Origin of the sequence: Streptomyces violaceorubidus, from assembly GCF_000717995.1 — a bacterium.
In the GTDB taxonomy this organism is placed as follows: domain Bacteria; phylum Actinomycetota; class Actinomycetes; order Streptomycetales; family Streptomycetaceae; genus Streptomyces; species Streptomyces violaceorubidus.
On record NZ_JODM01000002.1, the window covers coordinates 507,354 to 530,832 of the forward strand.

At 68.1% G+C, this 23,479-nt stretch carries 13 protein-coding genes and 3 pseudogenes; 8 read left to right on the plus strand and 8 right to left on the minus strand.

Going from position 1 to position 23,479, the window contains the following annotated elements; all coding sequences use genetic code 11:
* Window positions 1–132: 132 nt before the first annotated feature.
* The 5 genes from IE94_RS0106195 to ngcE all read right to left on the minus strand — a co-directional run bounded on the left by IE94_RS0106195 (window position 133) and on the right by ngcE (window position 6,171).
* Window positions 133–1,236: an ABC transporter substrate-binding protein gene (locus IE94_RS0106195; protein WP_030179356.1), complete on the minus strand. Its 1,104-nt coding sequence runs from the start codon at window positions 1,234–1,236 to the stop codon at window positions 133–135.
* A 133-nt stretch (window positions 1,237–1,369) separates the two neighbouring features.
* The gene (locus IE94_RS0106200; RefSeq protein WP_030179358.1) at window positions 1,370–2,581 is read right to left on the minus strand and encodes an ROK family transcriptional regulator; all 1,212 of its coding nucleotides are present in this window, start codon (window positions 2,579–2,581) and stop codon (window positions 1,370–1,372) included.
* 202 nt (window positions 2,582–2,783) lie between these two features.
* A complete protein-coding gene (locus tag IE94_RS0106205; protein WP_030179363.1) occupies window positions 2,784–3,707 on the minus strand; it encodes a carbohydrate ABC transporter permease in 924 nt (307 codons plus the stop codon).
* 3 nt (window positions 3,708–3,710) lie between these two features.
* A complete protein-coding gene (locus IE94_RS0106210; RefSeq protein ID WP_030179364.1) occupies window positions 3,711–4,637 on the minus strand; it encodes a carbohydrate ABC transporter permease in 927 nt (308 codons plus the stop codon).
* Between the two features lie 85 nt (window positions 4,638–4,722).
* On the minus strand, window positions 4,723–6,171 hold the full coding sequence (ngcE, locus tag IE94_RS0106215; RefSeq protein ID WP_030179368.1) for an N-acetylglucosamine/diacetylchitobiose ABC transporter substrate-binding protein: 1,449 nt from the start codon (window positions 6,169–6,171) through the stop codon (window positions 4,723–4,725).
* A gap of 437 nt (window positions 6,172–6,608) precedes the next feature.
* Here ngcE and IE94_RS0106220 point away from each other — a divergent pair, with 437 nt between their 5' ends.
* Together IE94_RS0106220 and IE94_RS0106225 are read left to right on the plus strand one after the other, a co-directional pair.
* Window positions 6,609–10,412 (plus strand): GH92 family glycosyl hydrolase, encoded by a 3,804-nt coding sequence (locus IE94_RS0106220; protein ID WP_030179371.1) that lies wholly within the window; start codon window positions 6,609–6,611, stop codon window positions 10,410–10,412.
* A 231-nt stretch (window positions 10,413–10,643) separates the two neighbouring features.
* Entirely contained in the window at window positions 10,644–11,579 is a 936-nt protein-coding gene (locus tag IE94_RS0106225; protein WP_030179375.1) for an FG-GAP repeat domain-containing protein, read from the plus strand.
* Between the two features lie 91 nt (window positions 11,580–11,670).
* Here the strand turns inward: IE94_RS0106225 and acnA are convergent, their stop codons facing one another.
* On the minus strand, window positions 11,671–14,388 hold the full coding sequence (gene acnA / locus IE94_RS0106230) for an aconitate hydratase AcnA (protein WP_030179377.1): 2,718 nt from the start codon (window positions 14,386–14,388) through the stop codon (window positions 11,671–11,673).
* Window positions 14,389–14,692: 304 nt separating this feature from the next.
* Between acnA and IE94_RS37695 the strand changes: the two genes are divergently transcribed.
* On the plus strand, window positions 14,693–14,890 hold the full coding sequence (locus IE94_RS37695) for a DUF4236 domain-containing protein (protein WP_078606403.1): 198 nt from the start codon (window positions 14,693–14,695) through the stop codon (window positions 14,888–14,890).
* A gap of 86 nt (window positions 14,891–14,976) precedes the next feature.
* Window positions 14,977–16,506, plus strand: a complete 1,530-nt coding sequence (locus IE94_RS0106235) for a helix-turn-helix domain-containing protein (RefSeq protein WP_030179381.1) — start codon at window positions 14,977–14,979, stop codon at window positions 16,504–16,506.
* Between the two features lie 375 nt (window positions 16,507–16,881).
* On the opposite strand, the gene IE94_RS0106240 is transcribed toward IE94_RS0106235, so the two are convergent.
* A complete protein-coding gene (locus tag IE94_RS0106240) occupies window positions 16,882–18,066 on the minus strand; it encodes a DUF6183 family protein (protein WP_030179384.1) in 1,185 nt (394 codons plus the stop codon).
* Window positions 18,067–18,185: 119 nt separating this feature from the next.
* Here IE94_RS0106240 and IE94_RS0106245 point away from each other — a divergent pair.
* From IE94_RS0106245 to IE94_RS35235, 3 genes and pseudogenes are all read left to right on the plus strand, one after another.
* A pseudogene (locus IE94_RS0106245) lies at window positions 18,186–18,362 on the plus strand (putative T7SS-secreted protein); the annotation flags it as partial.
* Between the two features lie 65 nt (window positions 18,363–18,427).
* Window positions 18,428–18,817 carry a hypothetical protein gene (locus tag IE94_RS0106250; RefSeq protein WP_030179390.1) on the plus strand — a complete coding sequence of 130 codons (390 nt, stop codon included), beginning with the start codon at window positions 18,428–18,430 and terminating at the stop codon, window positions 18,815–18,817.
* Window positions 18,814–21,091 (plus strand): annotated as a pseudogene (locus tag IE94_RS35235) (UvrD-helicase domain-containing protein). Before IE94_RS0106250 ends, IE94_RS35235 begins: the two are co-directional and overlap by 4 nt.
* A gap of 314 nt (window positions 21,092–21,405) precedes the next feature.
* Here IE94_RS35235 and IE94_RS0106260 read toward each other — a convergent pair.
* Window positions 21,406–22,023, minus strand: coding sequence for a hypothetical protein (locus IE94_RS0106260; protein ID WP_425337953.1), 618 nt, complete (start codon window positions 22,021–22,023; stop codon window positions 21,406–21,408).
* A gap of 479 nt (window positions 22,024–22,502) precedes the next feature.
* Between IE94_RS0106260 and IE94_RS35240 the strand changes: the two are divergent.
* A pseudogene (locus IE94_RS35240) lies at window positions 22,503–23,179 on the plus strand (LysR substrate-binding domain-containing protein); the annotation flags it as partial.
* Between the last annotated feature and the right edge of the window lie 300 nt (window positions 23,180–23,479).

Sequence of the window (23,479 nt, forward strand, 5' to 3'; positions counted from 1 at the left end):
TGTGCAGAAGAATTGGGGGGTTGTTCCGTCCGGCGCCCCGCGTAGCTTGCGGGGCTGTGGAGTGCGGGGCGCCGGAGGAGACCGTGGGCAGCCGGCCCGTGCGCGCTCAGGCGGTACGGGCGGCGGGGCTGCTTACTTGAGGCCGAGCTTGTCGCAGGCGGCCTTGTAGTTGCCGCTGCAGATCTGGTCGATCGTGTAGAAGCCGTCCTTGATGACGGTCTCCTTGATGTTGTCCTTGGTCAGTGAGACGACCGGGACGATGACCGCGGGGACGCCCTTGGTGGTGCCGCTGTCGACCTTGTCGTTGGCGAGGCCGTCGAGCGACTCGCCCTTGGCGAGGCGGACGGCCATCTCGGCGGCGACCTGGCCCTCCTGCGGGTAGGACTTGAAGACACTCATGTACTGCTCACCGGCGACGATACGCTGCACGCCCGCCAGCTCAGCGTCCTGGCCGGTGACCGGGATGTTCTTGATGCCGGCGGCCTTCAGGGCGGTGATGATGCCGCCCGCCATGCCGTCGTTGGCGGAGTAGACGCCCTGGATCTTGCCCTTGCCGAGGGCGGAGATGGCGCCCTCCATGTTGGCGTTGGCGTTCTCCGGCTTCCACTCCTTGGTGTCGTACTCGCGGCCGATCTTCACCTTGCCGTCGAGCGCGGCGTGTGCGCCCTGCTTGAACTGGGCGGCGTTGGGGTCCGTGGCGGACCCGTTCATCATGACGATCTGGCTGTCCTTGGCCTTGTCGCCCAGCGCCTTGAGAAGGGCCTCGCCCTGCGTCTTGCCGACGGTGACGTTGTCGAACGAGGTGTAGGCGTCGATGGGGCCCTCCGCCAGGCGGTCGAAGGCGACGACCTTGATGCCGGCGTCCTTGGCCTTCTTGACCGAGCCGGCGATCGCCTTGTAGTCCACCGCGTCCACGATCAGCACGTCGACCTTGTTGGTCACCATCGTGTCGACCTGCTGGTTCTGGAGGGTGGCGTCCTGCTTGGCGTTGGCGTAGATCACCTCGCCCTTGTTGTTCGTCAGCTCCTTGACCTTCTTCTCGATCACGGGCTTGTCGAACTGCTCGTACCGCGCGGTCTGGTTCTCCGGGAGGAGCAGGCCGACCTTGATGTCGTCGCCCTTCTTCGCGGCCGAGTCGGACTTGTCGGCGCTGTCGCCGGACTCCTTGGCGCTGCCACAGGCGGCGAGCGAGACTGCCATGGCACCGGCGGCGATGGCAACGGCGGCACGACGCATACGCGTGTTCACTTCACAAACCTCCCTGACGAGGCCGCGTCGTTGCGGCCGAGGTGGCTGGAAGTCAACTCGGCCACACGTGCGACGTCAAGAAGTAAATCCTTAACGAGATGACAACGGTGCCATCCGTGCTCTAAGTGAAGGCAGGCGTGGACACCGACAGGGAGCCGGTCACAGATCCGTCCAAAAGGGTCGAATCGCCCATTTCACTCAAGGCGAGGGCGAGGGCCCCCAGCACCTCCGCACGTCCCCCAAGTGCCCCGGGGAGTACGGAGAGTTGACGCGCCGCACTGGGGATGGCGTAACGCCCGACGGACTCTCTTATCGGCCCGAGCACCAGCTCACCGGCCTCGGCGAGATCGCCGCCGAGGACGACCCGGCTCGGGTTGAGCAGGTTGCAGAGGTTGGCGACTCCACTGCCGATGTGGCGGCCTACGTCGGCGATCACCCGACGGCAGCCGGGGTCACCGTCCCGTGCCAGCCGGACGACGCCCTCCATCGTCAGATCGGTGCCGTGGCTGGGCTGGAGGAGCGGAAGCACATAGCGTGCTGCCGCGAACGTCTCCAGGCAACCCCGGTTTCCGCACCGGCAGACGGGACCGGCTTCGTCGAGGGTGATGTGTCCGATTTCACCCGCCGTGCCGCCGGGTCCGCGATAGATCTTCCCGTTGATCACCAGACCGGCGCCGACGCCGCTGGCGACCTTGATGTACGCCAGGTCCCGCACCCCCCGGCCGCTGCCCCAGACCAGCTCGCCCAGGGCGCCCAGGTTGGCGTCGTTGTCCACGTGCACCGGCACGCCGAGCCGCCCCCGCAGCTCCTCGGCGGGCCGGGTGCCGCCCCAGCCGGGCAGGATGGCGGTCGAGCCCAGCGTCCCGGACTCCACGTCGATCGGGCCGGGCACGCCCAGACCTACCCCGGCGATCTTGGCGCGGTCCACGCCGGTGGCCGCGATCAGTCGGCTGACCAGCCGTTCCGCCCGGTCGAAGCCCTGGTCCGAGGACGCGTCCACGTCCAGTGGCTCGGACTCCTCGGCGAGCACCTGGTGGGCGAGGTTGCCGATGGCGACGCGCAGGTGGGTGTGGCCGAAGTCCACGCCGATGACGATGCCGGCGTCTCCGCTCAGCGAGACGCTGCGGGCCCGCCGGCCGCCCGCGGAGGTGGGCGTGACCTCGACGGTTCCGCCGTCCTTCAGTTCCCGGACGATGTTCGAGACCGTGGCCGCGGACAGGCCCGTCGTCCTCGCGATCTCCGCCTGCGTGAGCGAACCGGCGAGCCGTACCGCCCGTACGACGCGTTCCAGGTTGGCTCGGTGCAGCGACGACTGCGACCCCGGAGTCTCCACGACGACCTCCTGCGCGCGGGGCCGCTTCGATGAGGCCCCTTCCATGTCCAACTAGTGAACTCTAAGCTGAGCCGTTCGGGTCACCTCCCGTCAAGAGGTTGAACCGCATCCGGGCGTCCGGCGGCCGCTGCCGCACACGCGCGCATGCCGCCCCCGGGCTCCGGGAGCGGCATGCGCGCGAGGTTCCGCGGGGGTGGCGGCGTTACTTCAGGGCGCCCGCCGTGAGCCCCTGCACCACCTGCCGCTGGAAGATGATGTACGCGGCCAGCACCGGCAGCATCGCCATGACCAGGCCGGCGAACAGGCCCGACCAGTCGCCCTTGTACCCCTGGCTGACCGCCAGCTGCACCAGGCCCTGGGTGAGGACGTGTTTGTCCGGGTCCGTGTTCAGCACGGTCGGCAGCATGTACTGGTTCCACTGGCCCAGGAAGTTGAAGATTCCCACGCTGATCAGACCGGGCTTGGCCATCGGCAGCATGACCTGGAAGAAGGTCCGCGAGTGGGAGGCGCCGTCCACGAAAGCGGCCTCCGCCACCGAAGTGGGCAGGGTGCGGAAGAATCCGGTGAGGAAGAACACCGTGAAGGGCAGTGAATAGGCGATGTAGACCAGGATCAGCCCGTGGATGGTGTTCAGCATCCCCATGTTGTCCACCACGTAGAACAACGGGACCAGTGCGAGCATGATCGGGAAACTCATGCCGGCGATGAACAAGTAATAGATGAACCGGTTGCCGGGAAAGTCGAACCGCGCCAGTACGTATGCCGCCATGGAACCCAGTACCAGGGTGCCGACGAGCGAACCGCCCACCACCAGAATGGTGTTGAGGAAATAGTCGCTCATGTGCGCCTGGGACCAGGCGCGCGACCAGTTGTCGAAGTTCAGTTTGTCGGGCAGCGACCAGGGCGAGCCGAAGATGGAGGCGTCGTCCTTGAAAGAGGTCATCACCGCCCACACCAGCGGCAGGCCGACCATGATCGCCCAGATGACGAGGACGCCGTGGGAGAAGACGTTGAGGGTGGTGCCCTCCTTCTTCCCCTCCTTCGGTCCGCCGGGAGCGGCCCGGGTCTTGAGGACGGGTGTACCGGGTTCGGCCGGCACGGGGGCGGGGGTCTCGGTCGTCTTCATTGCTCAGTACTCCAGCCGCTCGCGCCGGCCCAGCCGCATCACGACGGCGGCGAAGGCCAGCGTGACGACGAGCAGGGCGACGCCGATGGTGGTGGCGTAGGCGGCCTGACCGTCACGGAACGCCTTCTGGTACACGTACAGGACCATGACGGTGGTCGAGTAGTCGGGTCCGCCGGGCCCGGTCGTCATGATCTGCACGACCGCGAAGGACTCGGCGCCCAGTGCGAGGATGCCCATGTAGACCCAGCCGGACTGCACGGTGTCCCACAGCAGCGGCAGGGTCACCTTGAAGAAGGTGGTGGCGCGGTTCGCGCCGTCCAGCAGCGCGGCCTCGTACAGCTCCGCCGGGATGGAGGCCATGCCCGCGGAGAACAGCACCACGAAGAAGCCGACCGTCGACCAGACGAGCACCGCCATCACGCACCACAGGGCGATGTCGGGGTCGCCCAGCCACAGCGGCTGGACGGAGTCCAGACCGATCCCGCGCAGCAGCGAGTTGATGGCGCCGCTGTCCGGGTTGTACGCGAACTGGAACAGCAGGGCGACGATCGCGATCGACAGGACCTGCGGGAAGAAGTACACGATCTTGTAGAAGCCGGAGCCGCGCACCCCGGTGATCGCCGGGCCGCCGCGGCGGCGCCGTCCGCCCACGTTGATCATGAAGGAGAAGAACAGCGCCAGGCTGAGTGTCACCAGCGGCACCAGCAGCGCGAACATCACGCTGTGCTGCAACGACTTCCAGAAGATGTCGTCGTCGAGCATCCGCGAGTAGTTGTCGAAGCCCACCATCTTGAACTCGGGACTCAGCCCCGTCCAGTCCGTGAACGAGTAGTAGATGGACTGGATGAACGGCCAGATGACGAAGAGCGCGTACAGTCCCAGGGGAACCGCCAGGAACCCCACGATGAACCGGTACTTGCCGTGCTGCATTGCTACCGACCCCGATCTGCGCGCGGGTGGCGCCGCCAGGGCCCGCCCGGCGCGGTGGCGCCGGACAGGCCCTGGTGACGCGTCCTCACTGGTGCTTGTAGTGCTTGATCGACGAGTCCTTGGCGGCTTCGTCGGCGTAGCCCTGGATCTTCTTGATGGTCTCCGCCGGGGTCATCCGGCCCGCCATCATCTCGCCCAGGCAGGAGACGCCGATCTTCTCCTTCTGGAGCTGCACGTACCAGTCCTGCATGCGCGGGTTGACCACGTTGTCGCCGGCCAGTTCCAGCGCCGCGACGCCCGACTTGAGGCCCGGGGTCAGCTCGATGCCGTCGGTGCCGCCGTTGTAGGCGCTCAGCGACTTCACCTTGCTGGTGAAGTTCTTGGAGGACGCCTCGCTGAGCATGATGCGCAACTGCTCCATGCCGCCCGCGCCGTTGGCCGCCTTGGCGGGGACGATGAAGGGCTCGCCGCCGGAGGCCCAGATGGTGCCGAAGGGCATCTTGTCGGAGTCGTCGATGCCGGGCGGCGCGGAGACGGCGAGGTCGAAGTCGGCGGGGATGACCTTGGCCGACTCGTTCTCCACCCAGGAGCCGTTGGGGATGAACAGGGCCTTGCCCTTGGCCCAGGCGGTCTGCGACTGGATGTGGTCCAGGCCCGGGGTGCCCTTGAGGACGTAGCCCTTCTTGTACAGCTCGTACCAGGCCTCGAAGACGGTCTTGACCGCCGGGTGCTTCCAGGCGTTCGGCTCCAGGTTGTCGATGGCGTCGAGCACTTCGCGCCCGCCGACCTTGGCGATCATCGGCGACATCGAGAAGGGGATGTAGTACGGGTACTTGCCGGCGTAGGTCCAGCCGGCCACGCCCTTCTTCTTCGCCTTCTCGCACAGCGCGAGCATCTCGTCCCAGGTCTTGGGGTACTCCGCGTCCAGGGAGTCAAGGGCCTTCTGCGAGTACCAGTTGCCGTACACCGTGTAGGCGTAGTACAGGATCCAGACCGGTTCGCCGTCGAACTGGCCCATCTCCACGATGCCGGGGCGCAGCGTGTCGCGGACCTTCTTGGCCGGGTCGTCGTAGGACGGGGCGTCGAGCAGCGGGGTGAGGTCGGCGAGCTGCTTCTTGCCGACCAGGACGCCCATGTCCATCTGCTCGGCGCCGGAGTTGTCGACGAGGTCGGGCGGGTTGCCGCCGTTGAAGCGCGGCTGGAGGGTGGACTGGATCTTCTGGGTGGCGGCGAACTTCACCTTGGCCTTCGGGAAGGCCTTCTCGTACAGCTTCACGGCGTCCTCGGCGTACTCCTTGCCGAAGCCGCCGTCGAAGAGGACGAATTCCATCTGGGCGCCGTCGTTGACCGCGAGCGGGTTCTTGGCGGACTTCTCGCCCGCCTCGGCCTTCTTCTGGTCGTCCCCGCCGCCGCTCGCGCAGGCGGACAGGAAGCTCATCGTGGGTACGGAGATCAGGCCGAGCGCGGCGGACCGCTTGATCAGATCGCGGCGGCCGACGCCCGTACCGTTGTTCTCGGCGGAAGTGGATCCCATGCTCAAGTCCTCGCCTTCTCCAGGACTCAGGCGGTGAACCGGATCCTCCCGGCACCGCGATCGGGTCACGCTGGGTCGTGCAGGTTCGTGCGGGAATTGCGGGTACTGCCGTGCGGTCACGGATACGGTCACCGCTGTTCGGGCGCCTTGGGCGGTTCCTCGTCGTGGTTCCCCCCGTATCCCCCGGTGGCCGACAGGTATAGTCCACTTTCCGTCGGCGGAGCAAGATCGAATGCAAGGTTCGCGGTACGTCTTTTCCGAGTTGAGACCTCCCGGAAATATGAGCGGCCTGTGCGCCGCATGCCGTAGGAATCCCGGCCATAAGCCCCGAACGCCACATCCAACACCCTTGACATCACATGCCCCTTGACCCCTACTGGTCCTTGCGCAGTTGATTTGACAACGTTGTCCCAAGCGCCGGGGAGGGTGGCCAGGACATGCAGTACAGAGTTCGGCACAGATGGGGTCCGGCGGTCGTCATGACGACCGCCTTCGCTTTGGCGGTGGGCTCGCAGGGGGCGGCTGTCGCCCTGCCGGGTGCGCCCGCGAAGCCCGACCGGGAGTTCTCTTCGTCCTTCGAGGCGGACGACCCGGTTCCGGACTGGACCAACACCGTGGACACCGGCCGGGACGGGCACAAGCGGGCCTCCGGCGTGGACGGCGGCTACAGCACCGGCATACCGGGCGATGTCACCGACCACGTCACCGCGGTGCGGGCGAGCGCCGAGAACACGGGCGGCGGCGAGGTGAAGGAGAACCTCGCCGACGCCGAACCGACCACCAAGTGGCTGGCCTTCGAGAAGACCGGCTGGGTCGAGTTCGGCCTGGACGCGCCGACGCGGATCGCCAAGTACGCCCTCACGTCGGCCAACGACGCCGACGAACGCGACCCGGCCGACTGGACGCTCAAGGGCTCCGCGGACGGGAAGACCTGGCAGACCCTGGACACCCGCTCGGGCGAGTCCTTCGGGGAGCGCTTCCAGACCAAGACCTACGAGCTGGCCGAGCCGGCCGAGTACCGGCACTTCCGGCTGGAGATCACCAGGAACCACGGCGCGGACATCCTCCAGCTCGCCGATCTGCACCTGGCCACCGATGCCGGCCAGACGCCCGTCCCCGAGGACATGCTCTCCCTCGTGGACCGCGGGCCGAGCGGCTCCCCGACGGCGAAGGCGGGCGCCGGGTTCACCGGCACGCACGCCCTCAAGTACGCGGGCCGGCACACCGCCGACGGGCGGGCGTACTCGTACAACAAGGTCTTCGACGTCGACGTGAAGGTCGACCGCGGCACCGAACTCAGCTACAAGATCTTCCCGTCGATGGCCGACGGCGACCTCGACTACGACGCCACCAACGTCTCCGTCGACCTCGCCTTCACCGACGGCACCTACCTGAGTGACCTCGGGGCCACCGACCAGCACGGGTTCCCGCTGACCCCGCGCGGTCAGGGGGACGCCAAGATCCTCTACGTCAACCAGTGGAACAGCGTGAAGTCGGGGATCGGGTCGGTCGCGGCCGGCAAGACCGTCGACCGGATCCTGGTGGCGTACGACTCCCCCAAGGGCCCGGCGAAGTTCCGCGGCTGGCTGGACGACGTGGAGATCGAGCAGGCGAAGCGGGTGCGGCCCGAGGCCCACCTGTCCGACTACGCGCTCACCACCCGCGGCACCAACTCCACCGGCGGCTTCTCGCGCGGCAACAACATCCCGGCGACCGCCGTACCGCACGGCTTCAACTTCTGGACGCCGGTGACCAACGCCGGTTCGCTGAGCTGGCTGTACGACTACGCGCGCGGCAACAACGCGGACAACCTGCCCACCCTCCAGGCCTTCAGCGCGAGCCACGAGCCGAGCCCGTGGATGGGCGACCGGCAGACCTTCCAGGTGATGCCGTCCGCGGCCTCCGGCACCCCGGACACCGGCCGCGACGCCCGCGAGCTGGCCTTCCGGCACGAGAACGAGACCGCCCGGCCGTACTACTACGGCGTGCGGTTCGAGAACGGCCTGAAGGCCGAGATGGCGCCGACCGACCACGCGGCGATGATGCGCTTCACCTATCCCGGTGACGACGCGAGCGTGATCTTCGACAACGTCACCGACCAGGCAGGCCTGACCCTGGACAAGGAGAACGGCACCTTCAGCGGCTACTCGGACGTCAAGTCCGGGCTGTCTACGGGCGCCACGCGCCTCTTCGTCCACGGCGAGTTCGACAGCAAGGTCACCGGCGGCGACTCCAGCGGCGTCAAGGGCCACCTCCGCTTCGACGCGGGCCCGGACCGCACCGTGACGCTGCGCATCGCCACCTCGCTGATCAGCGTCGAGCAGGCGAAGGACAACCTGCGCCAGGAGCTGCCGGAGCGCGCCTCCTTCGACAAGGTCAAGCGCGACGCCCAGAAGCAGTGGGACCGCGTCCTCGGCAAGGTCGAGGTCGAGGGCGCCACGCAGGACCAGCTCACCACCCTGTACTCCAGCCTCTACCGCCTGTACCTGTACCCGAACGCGGGCCACGAGAAGGTCGGCGGGACGTACAAGTACGCCTCCCCGTTCTCCAAGGCGGTCAAGGAGGACACCCCGACCGAGACCGGCGCCAAGATCGTGGACGGCAAGGTCTACGTCAACAACGGCTTCTGGGACACCTACCGGACCACCTGGCCCGCGTACTCCTTCCTGACGCCCTCCAAGGCCGGTGAGCTGGTCGACGGCTTCGTGCAGCAGTACAAGGACGGCGGCTGGACCTCGCGCTGGTCCTCCCCCGGCTACGCGGACCTGATGACCGGCACCTCCTCGGACGTGGCGTTCGCGGACGCGTACGTCAAGGGCGTCGACTTCGACGCGAAGGCGGCGTACGACGCGGCCGTCAAGAACGCCACCACGGTGCCCCCGTCCTCGGGCGTGGGCCGCAAGGGCATGGCCACCTCGCCGTTCCTCGGCTACACCAGCACCGAGACGCACGAGGGCCTGTCGTGGGCGCTGGAGGGCTACCTCAACGACTACGGCATCGCGAAGATGGGCGAGAAGCTCTACAAGGAGACGGGCCTGAAGCGGTACAAGGAGGAGTCGGCGTACTTCCTCAACCGCGCCCAGGACTACGTCAACATGTTCGACGCGAAGGCCGGCTTCTTCCAGGGCAAGGACGCGTCCGGCAAGTGGCGCGTGGACTCCGAGAAGTACGACCCCCGCGTGTGGGGCTACGACTACACGGAGACCAACGGCTGGGGCTACGCCTTCACCGCCCCGCAGGACAGCCGCGGCCTGGCCAACCTGTACGGCGGCCGGGGCGGCCTCGGCGACAAGCTCGACGCCTACCTGTCCACGCCCGAGACGGCCGGCCCCGAGTTCGTCGGCTCCTACGGCGGTGTCATCCACGAGATGACCGAGGCGCGGGACGTGCGGATGGGCATGTACGGCCACTCCAACCAGGTCGCCCACCACGCCCTGTACATGTACGACGCCGCCGGGCAGCCGTACAAGGCGCAGAAGAACGTCCGCGAGGTGCTCCAGCGGCTGTACACCGGCAGCGACATCGGCCAGGGCTACCACGGTGACGAGGACAACGGCGAGCAGTCGGCCTGGTTCCTCTTCTCCTCGCTCGGCTTCTACCCCCTGGTGATGGGCAGCGGCGAGTACGCCATCGGCTCCCCCCTGTTCACCAAGGCGACGGTGCACCTGGAGAACGGCCGCGAGCTGGTCGTCAAGGCGCCGAAGAACAGCACGAAGAACGTCTACGTGCAGGGCCTGAAGGTCAACGGCAAGCGCTGGAACTCCACGTCGCTCCCCCACTCGCTGATCGCGAAGGGCGGCGTCCTGGAGTTCGACATGGGCTCGAAGCCCTCCTCGTGGGCCACGGGCGAGAAGGCGGCGCCGCCGTCGATCACCGAGGGCGACGAGGTGCCGACCCCGCGCAGCGACGCGATCACCGGCAAGGGCGCGCTGTTCGACAACACCTCGGCGACCGAAGCGAGCGTGACGTCGGTGGACCTGCCCGTGTCCGGCGAGGGCGCCAAGGCGGTCCAGTACACGCTCACCTCGTCGGCGGACCGCGCCAAGGCCCCGACCGGCTGGAAGCTCCAGGGCTCGGCCGACGGCACCACCTGGCGGACGCTGGACGAGCGCTCGGGCGAGTCCTTCGCCTGGGACCGGCAGACGCGGGCGTTCTCGGTGAAGTCGCCGGGCACGTACGCCCAGTACCGGCTGATCCTGGACGGCGAGCACACGCTGGCGGAGGTGGAGTTGCTGGCCTGAAGCCGCAGGTGAGCACGGGATGACGTCGCGGGGTACGCCGGGTGACCGGCGTACCCCGCAAAAGGTTGTACGCCCCACGTTGCGCTTGCGTACCTGTTCTGTACCGCTCTCGTCCCCGGCCGTAAATCCGATTGACCTGTGAACGTCATGTGTAAGGATCACGAAGTATCCCGGGATCTTGCGGACTTACCCGTCCGTGATCCCTTCCGCATGACCAGATGGAGGACCCACGTGGCCAAAAGCTCCGGCCTGAACACGCGTCGCGCGCTGGCGCGTGCCACGGCTGCGGCGCTCACTGCCGCACTGGTGGCGACCGGTGCGAGCAGTGCCGTCGCCGCCGACAGCCCCGGGCGTTCCACCTCGAAGACGCCCGTCGACGCGAAGGCGTCGGACGCCTCGAAGTTCGGCGCGGGCACCGCCGAGGACGAGTACGCCCCCGTCAACCCGCTCTTCGGCACGGACGCCAGCGGCGTCATGTGGGCCTACCTGCCCGACTTCGAGGGCGGTCTTGACTCCGAGCGGATCCGGAACGGCTCCGGCTGGCAGAACTCTCGCTTCATCACGCAGGTCGACCACGACGACGACGGGTCCTCGGACGGCATCTGGGACGTCACCGGGAACCAGCTCAGCTACACGAAGTGGGGCGACGACTACCAGCAGCTCGTAGGCAACGGTTGGAACATCTACGACCGTCTGCTCTCCGCCGGCGACCTCGGCGGCGCCGGTGCCGACGACCTGCTCGCCCGGGACAAGTCCGGCGTGCTGTACCTGTACCTGGGCTACGGCAACGGCAAGCTGACCCAGCGCTACAAGGTCGGCGGCGGTTGGAACGCCTACACGCACATCGCGGGCCAGGGCGACCTGACCGGTGACGGCAAGGACGACATCGTCGCCAAGGACAGCTCCGGCGTCCTGTGGCTCTACAAGGGCACCGGCAACTACAAGGCGCCGTTCACGTCCCGCACCCGCGTCGGCGGTGGCTGGAACACGTACAACAACATCCTCTCCGTCGGCGACATCGACATCGACGGCATCACCGACCTGGTCGCGCGCGACAAGAACGGTGCGCTGTACCTGTACAAGGGCACCGGCAACGCCGCATCCCCGTACACGTCCCGCGTGAAGATCGGCAGCGGCGGCTGGAACACGTACCGCCTGATGTTCTAAGGGCGTACGCGACGCCTCTTCGAGGCGGACAAGCGCGAGGGCCGCATCCCCGTCACCGGGGATGCGGCCCTCAACCGTTGCGCTCCGCCGCCTACTTGCGGATCAGGCTGCGCAGCACGTACTGCAGGATGCCGCCGTTGCGGTAGTAGTCCGCCTCACCCGGGGTGTCGATGCGGACGACCGCGTCGAACTCGACGCCGGTGTCGGTGGTGACCTTCACCGTGCGCGGGGTGGTGCCGTCGTTCAGCTCGGTCACGCCGGAGACGGAGAAGGACTCCTCGCCGGTCAGGCCGAGGGAGGCCGCGGACTGACCCTCCGGGAACTGGAGCGGCAGGACGCCCATGCCGATGAGGTTCGAGCGGTGGATGCGCTCGTAGGACTCGGCGATGACGGCCTTGACGCCCAGGAGCGCGGTGCCCTTGGCGGCCCAGTCGCGGGACGAGCCGGAACCGTACTCCTTGCCGGCCAGGACGACGAGCGGGATGCCCTGCTCGATGTAGTTGCGGGAGGCGTCGTAGATGAACGACACCGGACCGTCGGCCTGCGTGAAGTCGCGGGTGTAGCCGCCCTCGGTGCCCGGCGCGATCTGGTTGCGCAGGCGGATGTTGGCGAAGGTGCCGCGGATCATGATCTCGTGGTTGCCGCGGCGCGAACCGTAGCTGTTGAAGTCGCGGCGCTCGACGCCGTGCTCCGTCAGGTACTTGCCGGCCGGGGTGTCGGCCTTGATGGCACCGGCGGGCGAGATGTGGTCCGTCGTCACCGAGTCGCCGAGCTTGGCGAGCACCCGGGCGCCGGAGATGTCCTCGACCGGGGCCGGCTCCATGCCCATGCCCTCGAAGTACGGGGGCTTGCGGACATAGGTGGACTCGCTGTCCCACTCGAAGGTGTCGCCGGTCGGGATCGACAGCGCCTGCCACTGGGCGTCGCCCGCGAAGACGTCGCTGTAGGACTTGGAGAACATGTCCTCGCCGATGGCGTTGGCGACGACGTCGTTGACCTCGGCCTCGGAGGGCCAGATGTCCTTCAGGTAGACCGGGTTGCCGTCCTGGTCGGCGCCGAGGGCGTCCTTGGTGATGTCGACCTTCATCGAACCCGCGAGGGCGTAGGCGACGACCAGCGGCGGGGACGCCAGGTAGTTCATCTTGACGTCGGGGTTGATCCGGCCCTCGAAGTTCCGGTTGCCGGAGAGGACCGAGGTGACGGCGAGGTCGTGGTCGTTGACGGCCTTGGAGACCTCGTCCGGCAGCGGGCCGGAGTTGCCGATGCAGGTGGTGCAGCCGTAGCCGACGAGGTTGAAGCCGACCTTGTCGAGGTAGGGGGTCAGGCCCGCCTTCTCGAAGTAGTCGGTGACGACCTTGGAGCCCGGGGCGAGGGTGGTCTTGACCCACGGCTTGCGGGTCAGGCCCTTCTCCACCGCCTTCTTGGCCACCAGGGCGGCGGCGACCATGACGTACGGGTTGGAGGTGTTGGTGCAGGAGGTGATGGCCGCGACCGTCACCGCACCGTGGTCCAGCTCGTAGGTCGTGCCGTCGGGGGCGGTGACGGGGACCGGGTTGCTCGGGGCGCCGTTGGGGGCGACGGCCGGGGCGTCGGAGGCCGGGAAGGACTCGACGCCGGCCTCGTCCACGCTGTCCACGTAGTTGCGGACGTCCTGCTTGAACTGCTCGGCGGCGTGGGCGAGGACGATGCGGTCCTGCGGGCGCTTCGGGCCGGCGATGGAGGGCACGACCGTGGAGAGGTCGAGCTCCAGCTTCTCGGAGAAGTCCGGCTCGGCCTTCGGGTCCAGCCAGAGGCCCTGCTGCTTGGCGTACGCCTCGACGAGGGCGACCTGCTGGTCGGAGCGGCCGGTCAGGCGCATGTAGTTCAGCGTCTCGTCGTCGATCGGGAAGATCGCGGCGGTGGAGCCGAACTCCGGGGACATGTTGCCGATGGTGGCGCGGTTGGCCAGCGAGGTGGCGGCGACGCCCTCGCCGTAGAACTCGACGAACTTGCCGACGACGCCGTGCTTGCGCAGCATCTCGGTGATCGTGAGGACGAGGTCGGTGGCGGTGGTGCCGGGGGTCAGCTCACCGGTGAGCTTGAAGCCGACGACGCGCGGGATGAGCATGGAGACCGGCTGGCCGAGCATCGCGGCCTCGGCCTCGATGCCGCCGACGCCCCAGCCGAGGACGCCGAGGCCGTTGACCATGGTGGTGTGCGAGTCGGTGCCGACCAGGGTGTCGGGGTAGGCCTTGCCGTCACGGGTCATGACGACGCGGGCCAGGTGCTCGATGTTCACCTGGTGGACGATGCCGGTGCCGGGCGGTACGACCTTGAAGTCGTCGAAGGCGGTCTGGCCCCAGCGCAGGAACTGGTAGCGCTCCTTGTTGCGGCCGTACTCCAGGTCGACGTTCTGCTGGAAGGCGTCGTTGGTGCCGAACTTGTCCGCGATGACGGAGTGGTCGATGACCATCTCGGCCGGGGAGAGCGGGTTGATCTTGTTCGGGTCGCCGCCCAGCTCCTTGACGGCCTCACGCATGGTGGCGAGGTCGACGACGCAGGGCACGCCGGTGAAGTCCTGCATGATCACGCGGGCCGGCGTGAACTGGATCTCCTGCGACGGCTGGGCCTGCGAGTCCCAGCCGCCGAGGGCGCGGATGTGGTCGGCGGTGATGTTCGCGCCGTCCTCGGTGCGGAGCAGGTTCTCCAGCAGCACCTTCAGGCTGTAGGGAAGGCGCGCGGAGCCCTCGACCTTGTCCAGCCGGAAGATCTCGTACGACTCGTCGCCCACCTGCAGTGTGCTGCGGGCGTCGAAGCTGTTCGCCGACACGACAGTCTCCTTCATTTATGTGCGCGTACCACCGCATCCTGCCGCCACGCCCCACTGGCCGATCCGCTAAGGTAAGGCTAAGTTAGGTAACCCTTACCGCCAGGCCCGGTAGCGGCGTGCGACTGCGGTACGCCTCGGCAGATATCTCGATGTCGAGATAACTCTAGTACATGGGGGCGGCCCGGTCATGTCCGGGCGCCATGGCGTGCACCCCGTCCCGGGTGACCCGCACGGCCATCAGTACGCCGAACGGGGGTATCCGATGCGTGCCGGACCGACCCGGCACGACAAGGAAGGGGGCACGATGCCGCTCACGTTCCGCAAGAGCTTCCGAATCCTCCCCGGAGTGCGGCTGAACATCAACAAACGCTCGTGGTCGATCACGACCGGAGGCCGCAACGGCCCGCGCCACACCCGCAGCAGTACCGGACGTCGTACGACATCGATGGATTTGCCGGGACCTTTCGGATGGCGTCGCACGACGACGAGCGGGCGCCGCTGAGCCGTCACCGGGGCTTTCTTGACGTCACGTCACCCGAACAGACCCCCCGAGAGGCGCGATCTCATATCTGAGATAGCCTCAACCTCATGGCAGACGACTACCTCGTACGCATCGGCAGGCTCATCCGTGACGCCCGGCAGCACCGCGGCTGGACGCAGTCACAGCTCGCGGAGGCGCTCAACACCAGTCAGAGCGCCGTCAACCGCATCGAGCGCGGCAACCAGAACATCAGCCTTGAGATGATCGCCCGTATCGGCGAAGCGCTGGACAGCGAAATCGTCTCCCTGGGCTACGCGGGTCCGATGCACCTGCGCGTGGTCGGCGGCCGGCGCCTGTCGGGCGCGATCGACGTCAAGACCAGCAAGAACGCCTGCGTGGCCCTGCTGTGCGCCTCGCTGCTCAACAAGGGGCGCACGGTGCTGCGCCGGGTCGCCCGCATCGAGGAGGTTTACCGCCTCCTGGAGGTGCTCAACTCCATCGGTGTGCGCACCCGCTGGATCAACGACGGCACCGACCTGGAGATCGCGCCGCCGGCCGAGCTGGACATGGAGGCCATCGACGCCGAGGCCGCCGTCCGCACCCGCTCCATCATCATGTTCCTCGGCCCGCTGCTGCACCGCATGGAGCGCTTCCGGCTGCCCTACGCGGGCGGCTGCGACCTCGGCACCCGCACCATCGAGCCGCACATGATCGCGCTGCGCCGGTTCGGCCTGGACGTCGCCGCGACCGAGGGCCACTACCACGCGGTGGTCGACCGCACGGTGCGCCCGGACCGCCCGATCGTCCTGACCGAGCGCGGCGACACGGTGACGGAGAACGCGCTCCTGGCCGCCGCCCGCCACGACGGCGTCACCGTCATCCGCAACGCCTCCTCCAACTACATGGTCCAGGACCTCTGCTTCTTCCTCGAAGCCCTGGGCGTCCGCGTCGAGGGCATCGGCACCACCACCCTCACCGTCCACGGCATGCCGGTCATCGACGCCGACGTGGACTACTCCCCCTCCGAGGACCCGGTGGAGGCGATGAGCCTGCTGGCCGCCGCCGTGGTCACGGAGTCGGAGCTGACGGTGCGCCGGGTCCCGATCGAGTTCCTGGAGATCGAGCTGGCGGTCCTGGAGGAGATGGGCCTCGACCACGACCGCACCCCGGAGTACTTCGCCGACAACGGCCGCACCCGCCTGGTGGACCTGACGGTGCGCCCCTCCAAGCTGGAGGCGCCCATCGACAAGATCCACCCGATGCCCTTCCCCGGCCTGAACATCGACAACGTCCCCTTCTTCGCGGCCATCGCGGCCTCGGCCCAGGGCCAGACCCTGATCCACGACTGGGTCTACGACAACCGCGCGATCTACCTCACCGACCTCAACCGCCTGGGCGGCCGCCTCCAACTCCTGGACCCTCACCGCGTCCTGGTCGAGGGCCCCACCCGCTGGCGCGCCGCCGAGATGATGTGCCCGCCCGCCCTGCGCCCCGCCGTGGTCGTCCTCCTGGCGATGATGGCCGCCGAGGGCACGTCGGTGCTGCGCAACGTGTACGTCATCAACCGCGGTTACGAGGACCTGGCGGAGCGGCTGAACTCGATCGGGGCGCAGATCGAGATCTTCCGGGACATTTGAAGGGTCTGAGGAAAAGCAGCGCGAAACCCCTCCTGACCTGTACAGATGCGGGGCAGGGGGGACTCGCAGTTACCCCTGGGACTTCTCTGGGACATGCAACGTCACGTGTTCGTTCATTGACAGCGGTTTTCACCAGGGGCCAGGTAATACAGCCGCAGGCCAGCGCGAATAGGCCGAGGCTCCGAGCGCCTCGCCCGAAGACCCCAAGCGTTACGTCCGGCCAGAGCAGCGTGGTCTCCGAACCCCCGCGGCCGGAATCCGGCGGCGGGTCCGCAGCACGGTGCTGGTGACGCCCACGTCATTCTTCACAGGGCCGGAAGGCTCTCGGACCATTCTGACGACAAAGGCGAAGAAGGTGCCGGGGACGACTTCCCGCTATCCGAGAGCATCGCGGTGGACATCGGTATCGGTCGCCGCCAGCACCACGACCCGAGTCCGGGCGGGATCGAGCACGGCGAAAGCCAGGTCCGAGGTGTCGTGGTGGAACCAGTCCGTGAACGCCATGAAACGCAACCACCGGTGATCCGGTGCGCGCCGCACCGCTTCCAAGAGGGGTACACCGGTGGGCAACCCCATGAGCGCGTAGAGACTCTCCCAGGCATACAGCCGCGCGTACGCACCGCCCTGCCCCTGGCCGTTCACTCCGCCGACGTACGAAGCCGAGAACAGTTCGTTGAGCACATCGTCGGGTGTCGTCACGCAGGCGAGCGCGCTCCCCCGGCGGCTGCCCTCACCCGCCAGACAGCGCAAGGGCAGTTCCTTGATGAAGGAGATGCCGAAGTCGTCGGGGCTGAGCGGGCTCGGCAGCGTGAAGAACCGTGCCTCGGGCTCACGGGCCCAGCCGCCGGCCGTGAACGGTCGGGCGGCCGCGTTCACCCGACCGCCGTCCCGGGCGTCCTCGGCCCCGCGGCCGACGGCGGCGCCGCCGTCGGTCGAGGGAGCCTCCGGGAAACGCGACCGTAGCTGCTTCGCGGTCTTGATCGACCCCAGCCCCCGGACACGAACGGCGAAACGGTGCTCGATGTCCAGTCGCGCCCCCGGCAGCCGAGCCAGCGGATGCCCCAGCTCACGCAGCTTCTCGGCGTACGCCTCCAGGGAGCGGCGACCGGCCCCCGAGCCGATCAGCGCCAGCTCTCCGAGGAGACAGGCCCGTAGCTCGACTGCCGGATCCTGAATCGCTTCCGGCACCTCACGGAACAGAGGCTCGATGTCGCGCAGATGCTGAGCCTTGGCCAGCCTCGCCGCCACGGAACGCAGCAGTCGATCGCCTTCGCCGGGAGGCATGGTCCCTTCGGACAGCAGCCGCTTCACGAGGTCCACAGCGAACGTCACACTGTCCCGGGAACGCGTGTCGGCCAGAGTCTCGGCGATCCGCCCGACAGCTCGCGCCGCCGAGGCTTCAAGGGAGCCATCGCCGGTCGTCGTCCGGCACAGCTTCTCCGCCGCTTCGTACATTCCCCTCGGTTCGAGCTCAGCCAGATGCTGCGACTCCGGCCCGGGCCGCTCCCCTTGCTGTCCGTCGGAAGCGCCGACGCCGGGTGTCTCTTCGTTGTGACTCACGCCCCGAGTCTAAGAGCTGGAGTTCAAGTAACTTTGCTGAGGCATACGTGCCTTGACTGGAGCCGTGCGACGGGGGGAAGAACGTGGGAAACCGGCCAACGGACTGACATGTCCTTGATCTGGACAAGGACCCGACCCCCGGCGATCCGCAACGAGTGCGCAGGCTGGCGAAAGTCCTGCACGACTTCGCCGACGACGCGTCCGAGGCCCTGCGCCTGGTCAAGAACATGGCAGGCGAGAGCACACTCGCGGAGTGGGCGGGCAAGTCGGCCACGGTCTTCAAGGAGGAGTTCTCGGGCCCCCGTGCCCGCGGTGCCCGCTGTGGGCAGCGGTGAGACGGCCGCGCCGAGGCCCTCCGTGGATGAGCCACGCGGCGGCGAAGCACCGGGGCGGGACCCCGGCTGGGACCGGGGTCATCGACTACCTCGACCCCGAGGAGCCGGGGCTCACGGAACTTGCCCACGCACTGGCCGACGCCGCGGTGCCCTCGCCTCAGGACGGCTACGAGCTGGACGGTCACGGCTGGCAGGCCGAGCTGGCGTGGCCCGCTGCCAGGATCGGAGTGGTCCTCGGTCCTCGCGCGGACGGCAACGAGCCGGACTACGAGGCCCAGGACCGGGACAAGGCATTCTCGGCGGCAGGCTGGACGGTCCGCACCGCCGGCGCATGGGACCCGGCGGCGATGATCGCCCGGCTCACAGAACGACGGCACGACAGCGACACCATCAGGGACGGGGAGCCGAAGCGATGAACATCTCCGGCGTCACACTGCGCCTGCTCGACAAGGCGGACAAGGAGATCCTCAAGCTCCCCCGCACGGTCAAGGGCGCGTTCTTCGACTTCCAGCACAAGTTCCGGAGCAACCCGCATACCACCGGGCTGAAACTCCAGCAGCTCAAGGGGGACAGCAGGCTCTGGTCGGCGCGCGTCAACGACGAGTACCGGGCGCTGCTGCTGCGCCTCGCCGACGACGACTGGCTGATCGTCTCCGTCAAGCACCGCAAGGACGTCTACAACCGGCTGTCCTACGGCGTCAGCCAGGTCACCGGCGGCATCGAGTACGTGGACCTGGAGGTGGTCGAGGACAGTGTCCTGCGCCGCCTCCCCGCCCCGCCCGCACCAACCCCGGCGCGCACCGAGCCGTCCACGCCGGCGCAGCCCGAACCACCCAGGCCCCTGTTCGCCGACTGGTCCGACGAGCAGTTGTCGGACCTCGGTGTCGCCGAACCCCTGCTGCCCGTCATCCACACCCTCGCCACCGAGGACCAGTTGCTCGGCCTCGTCGAGTACGCGCCGCAGCTCACCGGTGAAGTGCTCCTCGCCCTGTTCGACGGCGCGTCGTACGACGACGTCCTCGACCAGGTGACCCGGCCGGTGGCCGCCACCGAACCTGTCGACCCGGACGACTTCGAAGCGGCGGCGCAGCGGCCGGCGACGGTCGTCACCACCACCGACGACGCCCTGAAGGAGGCACTGGAGAGCGGCGACTTCGGCCGCTGGAAGGTCTTCCTCCACCCCACCCAGGCCCGACTGGTCGAACGGCGCTACAACGGCCCCGCCCGAGTGGGCGGCGGCCCCGGCACCGGCAAGACCATCGTCGCCCTGCACCGTGTACGGCATCTCGTACGGCAGCTTCCCCCCGGCCGGGACAAGCCCGTCCTCCTCACCACGTACAACAAGAACCTCGCCGCCGACCTGCGCGCTCGGCTCCTGGAGCTGGGGGGGGGGCGAGGAACTGCTGAGCCGGGTCGAGGTGAGCCACGTCGACCAGCTGGCCCTGCGCATCGTCCGCGAGGCGGAGCGGGGCAGCGGCAAGCAGGCCATCGACGACAGCCAAGCGGTGCGCGAATGGCGCGGGCTGCTGGACGAGTTGGGAGAGGACGGCTGGGACGCGGAGTTCCTGCACGACGAGTGGACGCAGGTCATCCTCGGCCAGGCCGTCGGCACCCGCACCGACTACTTCAGGGCCCGGCGCGCCGGACGGGGCAGGACCATCGGCCGTGCCGAGCGGGCCGAGATCTGGCAGCTCGCCGAGCGCTTCACCCAACGGCTGGACCGACTCGGGCGGCAGACCTGGGACCAGGTGGCAGAACGTGCCGCACGCTTGGAGATCGGCCGCGAACAGCGCATCCAGAACATCGCCCGGCAGCGGGAAGAGGCGGGTGGACTCGACCACATCCATCTCCAGGACGGCTCAGGGGGCTGGCTCCGTCACCGGTACCGGCACATCGTGGTGGACGAGGCGCAGGATCTGCGCCCCGCCCACTGGAAGATGCTGCGTGCGATGGCCCCTCGGGGCGCCGACGACCTGTTCCTGGTCGGTGACACCCACCAGCGCATCTACAAGAACCAGGTGACGCTCGGCAGCCTCGGTGTCAACATCCGGGGCCGGTCCTCCAAGCTGAGCCTCAGTTACCGTACGACGCGGCAGATCCTTCGCTCCGCCCTCGGGGTGCTGGGCGAGACCAAGTACGACGACCTCGACGGCAGCGAGGAAACGCTGGCCGGCTACAGGTCGGTGCTCAGTGGAGGGCTTCCAGCCGGGCACGCCTTCCCGGACTGAATCTCCGAACGGGAAGGCGTGGCCGCGCTCATCGAGGAGTGGGACGCCGACGCGGACACGGCTCTTCCGCACGAGCAGATCGCGATCTGCGTGCCGACGAATCAGATGGCGGCCGAAATGGCCTACACGCTCAAACTGCACGGCATCGACTCGGTGGAGATCCGCTCCGACGGGCCGAACGGCTCCACCGGTGTGCACATCGGCACGATGTTCCGGTTCAAAGGGCTCGAGTACCAGCGCATGGTCATCGCGGGGGTGACGGACGGACTTGTGCCACGTGAGACCGTCAACAGCCTGCGCGACAGGGACCCCGTCCGTTACCGGCACGAGATCCAGCGCGCCCGGTCTCTGCTCTTCGTGGCGGCGACACGGGCCCGCGACAGTGTGGACGCCTTTTGGCACGGAAAGCCGAGCCCGTTCCTCGATGACTCGTGGGTCGCCTCGTCGGCGTCGCCATCCTGAGAGTGAGGCTTCCTCATGACCCCCGGACCTCTGGGCGTCAGAGCAGTGTCACAGCAGCCCGTACGGTCGCATGCTCATACCACCCGGCGCAGATCCACCACGTACCACCGGGCCGGAGTTCCGACGGAGCGATGTCCGAGATCACCACGAGAAGATCGAAATCGGCATTTCAGCACCCCTTTGCCGCAGGCGCCAGAATTGTGCGCCCTACGTCGAGCAAAGCCGAAAGAGCATCCGTCAGTCGTGGGGCGCTCTGGGACCTTTCTGGGACAGTCGGCGCCATCAACCGGCACGATCGTGAAACAACGGAAAGGTCATTTTTCCAGGTCAGGGACCGAATCGCTCGCATCTCCACAGGCCACCGAGCTGGCTGGTATCTCCCGGGATATTTGAGAGGGTTCCGAAAAGACGCCGTCATCCCCCTTCCGACCTGTGTGAACGCGAGGCCGTAGGGGGCGTGGTGGCACCTCTGGGACTTTCCCTGGGACGCACCGGGTGCGACGCAGGCGGGGCGTGCCCTTGACGTGGTAGGCGTCGAAGGTGGGCTGGATCGTCTGGAGCAGGCCCTTGGAGGGGATGCCGTTCCGGGCGTTGACGTCCCAGTTGTTCTGCGCCTTCGGGTTGCCGGACGACTCGCGCATGATGTTGCGGTGCAGGCCGTCGTAGGTGCCCGGGATGTTCTTGACGTCCATGACGTCCAGGGCGGTGCGGATCCAGCCGTCGAGATCGTCGCCATGCTTCTTCTCGCCGGCCTTGACGATGGCCTCGATCTTGTCGGTCTGGGCCTGGGTCTGCGCGGTGGAGGCCTTGGCCGGCTCGGCGGCGTGCGCCGGGCTCGGGGCGAGGGTGAGGGTGACGGCGGCGGCGCCCGCGGCGGCGAGGGAGGCCACGGCGGACTTGCGGACGTGGGGGCGGCGCATGAGGGCGTGCACGGGTGTACCTCTCCATTCGGGAACGTGATGGGGAGGCCGACGGGGGGTCGGCGACGCGGTGTCCGCGTTGGACGCGGCTTCGCGTCATCAGGGCCGGTGTCTGGATCACGGACGGGCTCTTCCCGTCCGGTCCCGGCGCTCGGCTCCCCGGTACGCCGAACACACTGCGGAACGCTCCGGCGCCGCGACAAGTGTGTGACCTACTACGCCGCTTCGCAGACCGGCCGCGTGACGGCCCGGACAACCGGCGACCGGCCGTCCGGCGTCTACTAACCCCGGCCCCGTGTGACGTGGGCCCTGTGCGCGCCCTCACAGAGCCGGTCACCCGGCGGTCGCCTCTTGTCACGCAGCGGAGACACGGGTCTCACCCGACGGAGATCGTCTACAGAACCGTTGGACCATCGAACGCACCATGGCCCGTTTGCCGTTGCCTGGATTTTGGCCCTGGCCCTTGACCTCTCTGGATCGGCGTTCGCAGCGCGCTGATGCACCATGGCCGGCACGCCCTGAACGCCGTCCGCGCCGCTGCCGAGAAGGCCCGCCGGGCCGGTGATCGGCAAACCCGTCTTCGCCTGGTGAACAAACCCGGCGGTGATGCGAACCTCCTGTCCGGCATCCTGGCCGCCTACGCCGGTCGGCCGACGCCCGCCAGGTGGACATCCTCTTCGGCGGAGCCACCGACCGCGCCGATCACGTCCGCGACGGCCGCGCCGACGTCGCCCTGCTGTACGTGCCGTTCGACGACCTGACGGGCCTGGACCACGAAACCCTGGCGGTCGAAGGACGTGTCGCGATCCTGCCTCCGGACCACCGGCTCGCCTCCCGCGCGGAGCTCACCCTCGCCGACCTCGCCCAGGAGACACTGCCGCGCTGGAAAGGCGTGCGCTGGACCGGAGCACCCGAGGCCAGGCCGGGGTCCGAGTTCACGGACGCGGCCGAAGCCTTGCACATGATCAGGCTGGGACGCACCCTCGCGATCCTGCCGCGCTCGCTGGCCCGGCCCATGTACCCCGACCTCGTCCACCGGCCCGTGACCGATGCCCCCAACAGCGAACTCGTCCTCGCGTGGTCCCAGGACGACCGCCGCAGCCTGGTCGCCTCCTTCGTCGCCGCCGCAGTAGATGCCGCAGGGACGGCTTCACCGGGCCCCTCGTGAATCCGCCGACCACGCGGTGAGGGCGCCCCGGGTTTCGAATGAGGGAAGACGGCCGCCGGGGCGGCGCGTTTTCGCCCGTTCGCGTGATATCCCACGTTTTTCGTACCGGTGCGCGGCCGGGCCGGTGTGAATTCGGGATTGCGTAAGTATCGCAGAAATCGTTCACTCGACTGCCGCGCATCCGACGGAGTAGGCAGACGTTACTTCGGATATGACCGAGGAACACGGGGAATTGACGGCGCTTGGCCCGTACACCTATAGGCCCGGCAGAGATCACTGTCCGTCACCGGACGGCGGGAC

Bases quoted from the DNA above. Each gene is read 5' to 3' on its own strand.
- IE94_RS0106235 (WP_030179381.1), top strand. From the start codon at position 14,977: ATGGCAGACGACTACCTCGTACGCATCGGCAGGCTCATCCGTGACGCC.
- IE94_RS0106195 (WP_030179356.1), bottom strand. From the start codon at position 1,236: ATGCGTCGTGCCGCCGTTGCCATCGCCGCCGGTGCCATGGCAGTCTCG.
- IE94_RS0106220 (WP_030179371.1), top strand. From the start codon at position 6,609: ATGCAGTACAGAGTTCGGCACAGATGGGGTCCGGCGGTCGTCATGACG.
- ngcE (WP_030179368.1), bottom strand. From the start codon at position 6,171: ATGGGATCCACTTCCGCCGAGAACAACGGTACGGGCGTCGGCCGCCGC.
- IE94_RS37695 (WP_078606403.1), top strand. From the start codon at position 14,693: ATGCCGCTCACGTTCCGCAAGAGCTTCCGAATCCTCCCCGGAGTGCGG.
- IE94_RS0106210 (WP_030179364.1), bottom strand. From the start codon at position 4,637: ATGCAGCACGGCAAGTACCGGTTCATCGTGGGGTTCCTGGCGGTTCCC.
- IE94_RS0106205 (WP_030179363.1), bottom strand. From the start codon at position 3,707: ATGAAGACGACCGAGACCCCCGCCCCCGTGCCGGCCGAACCCGGTACA.
- IE94_RS0106250 (WP_030179390.1), top strand. From the start codon at position 18,428: ATGAGCCACGCGGCGGCGAAGCACCGGGGCGGGACCCCGGCTGGGACC.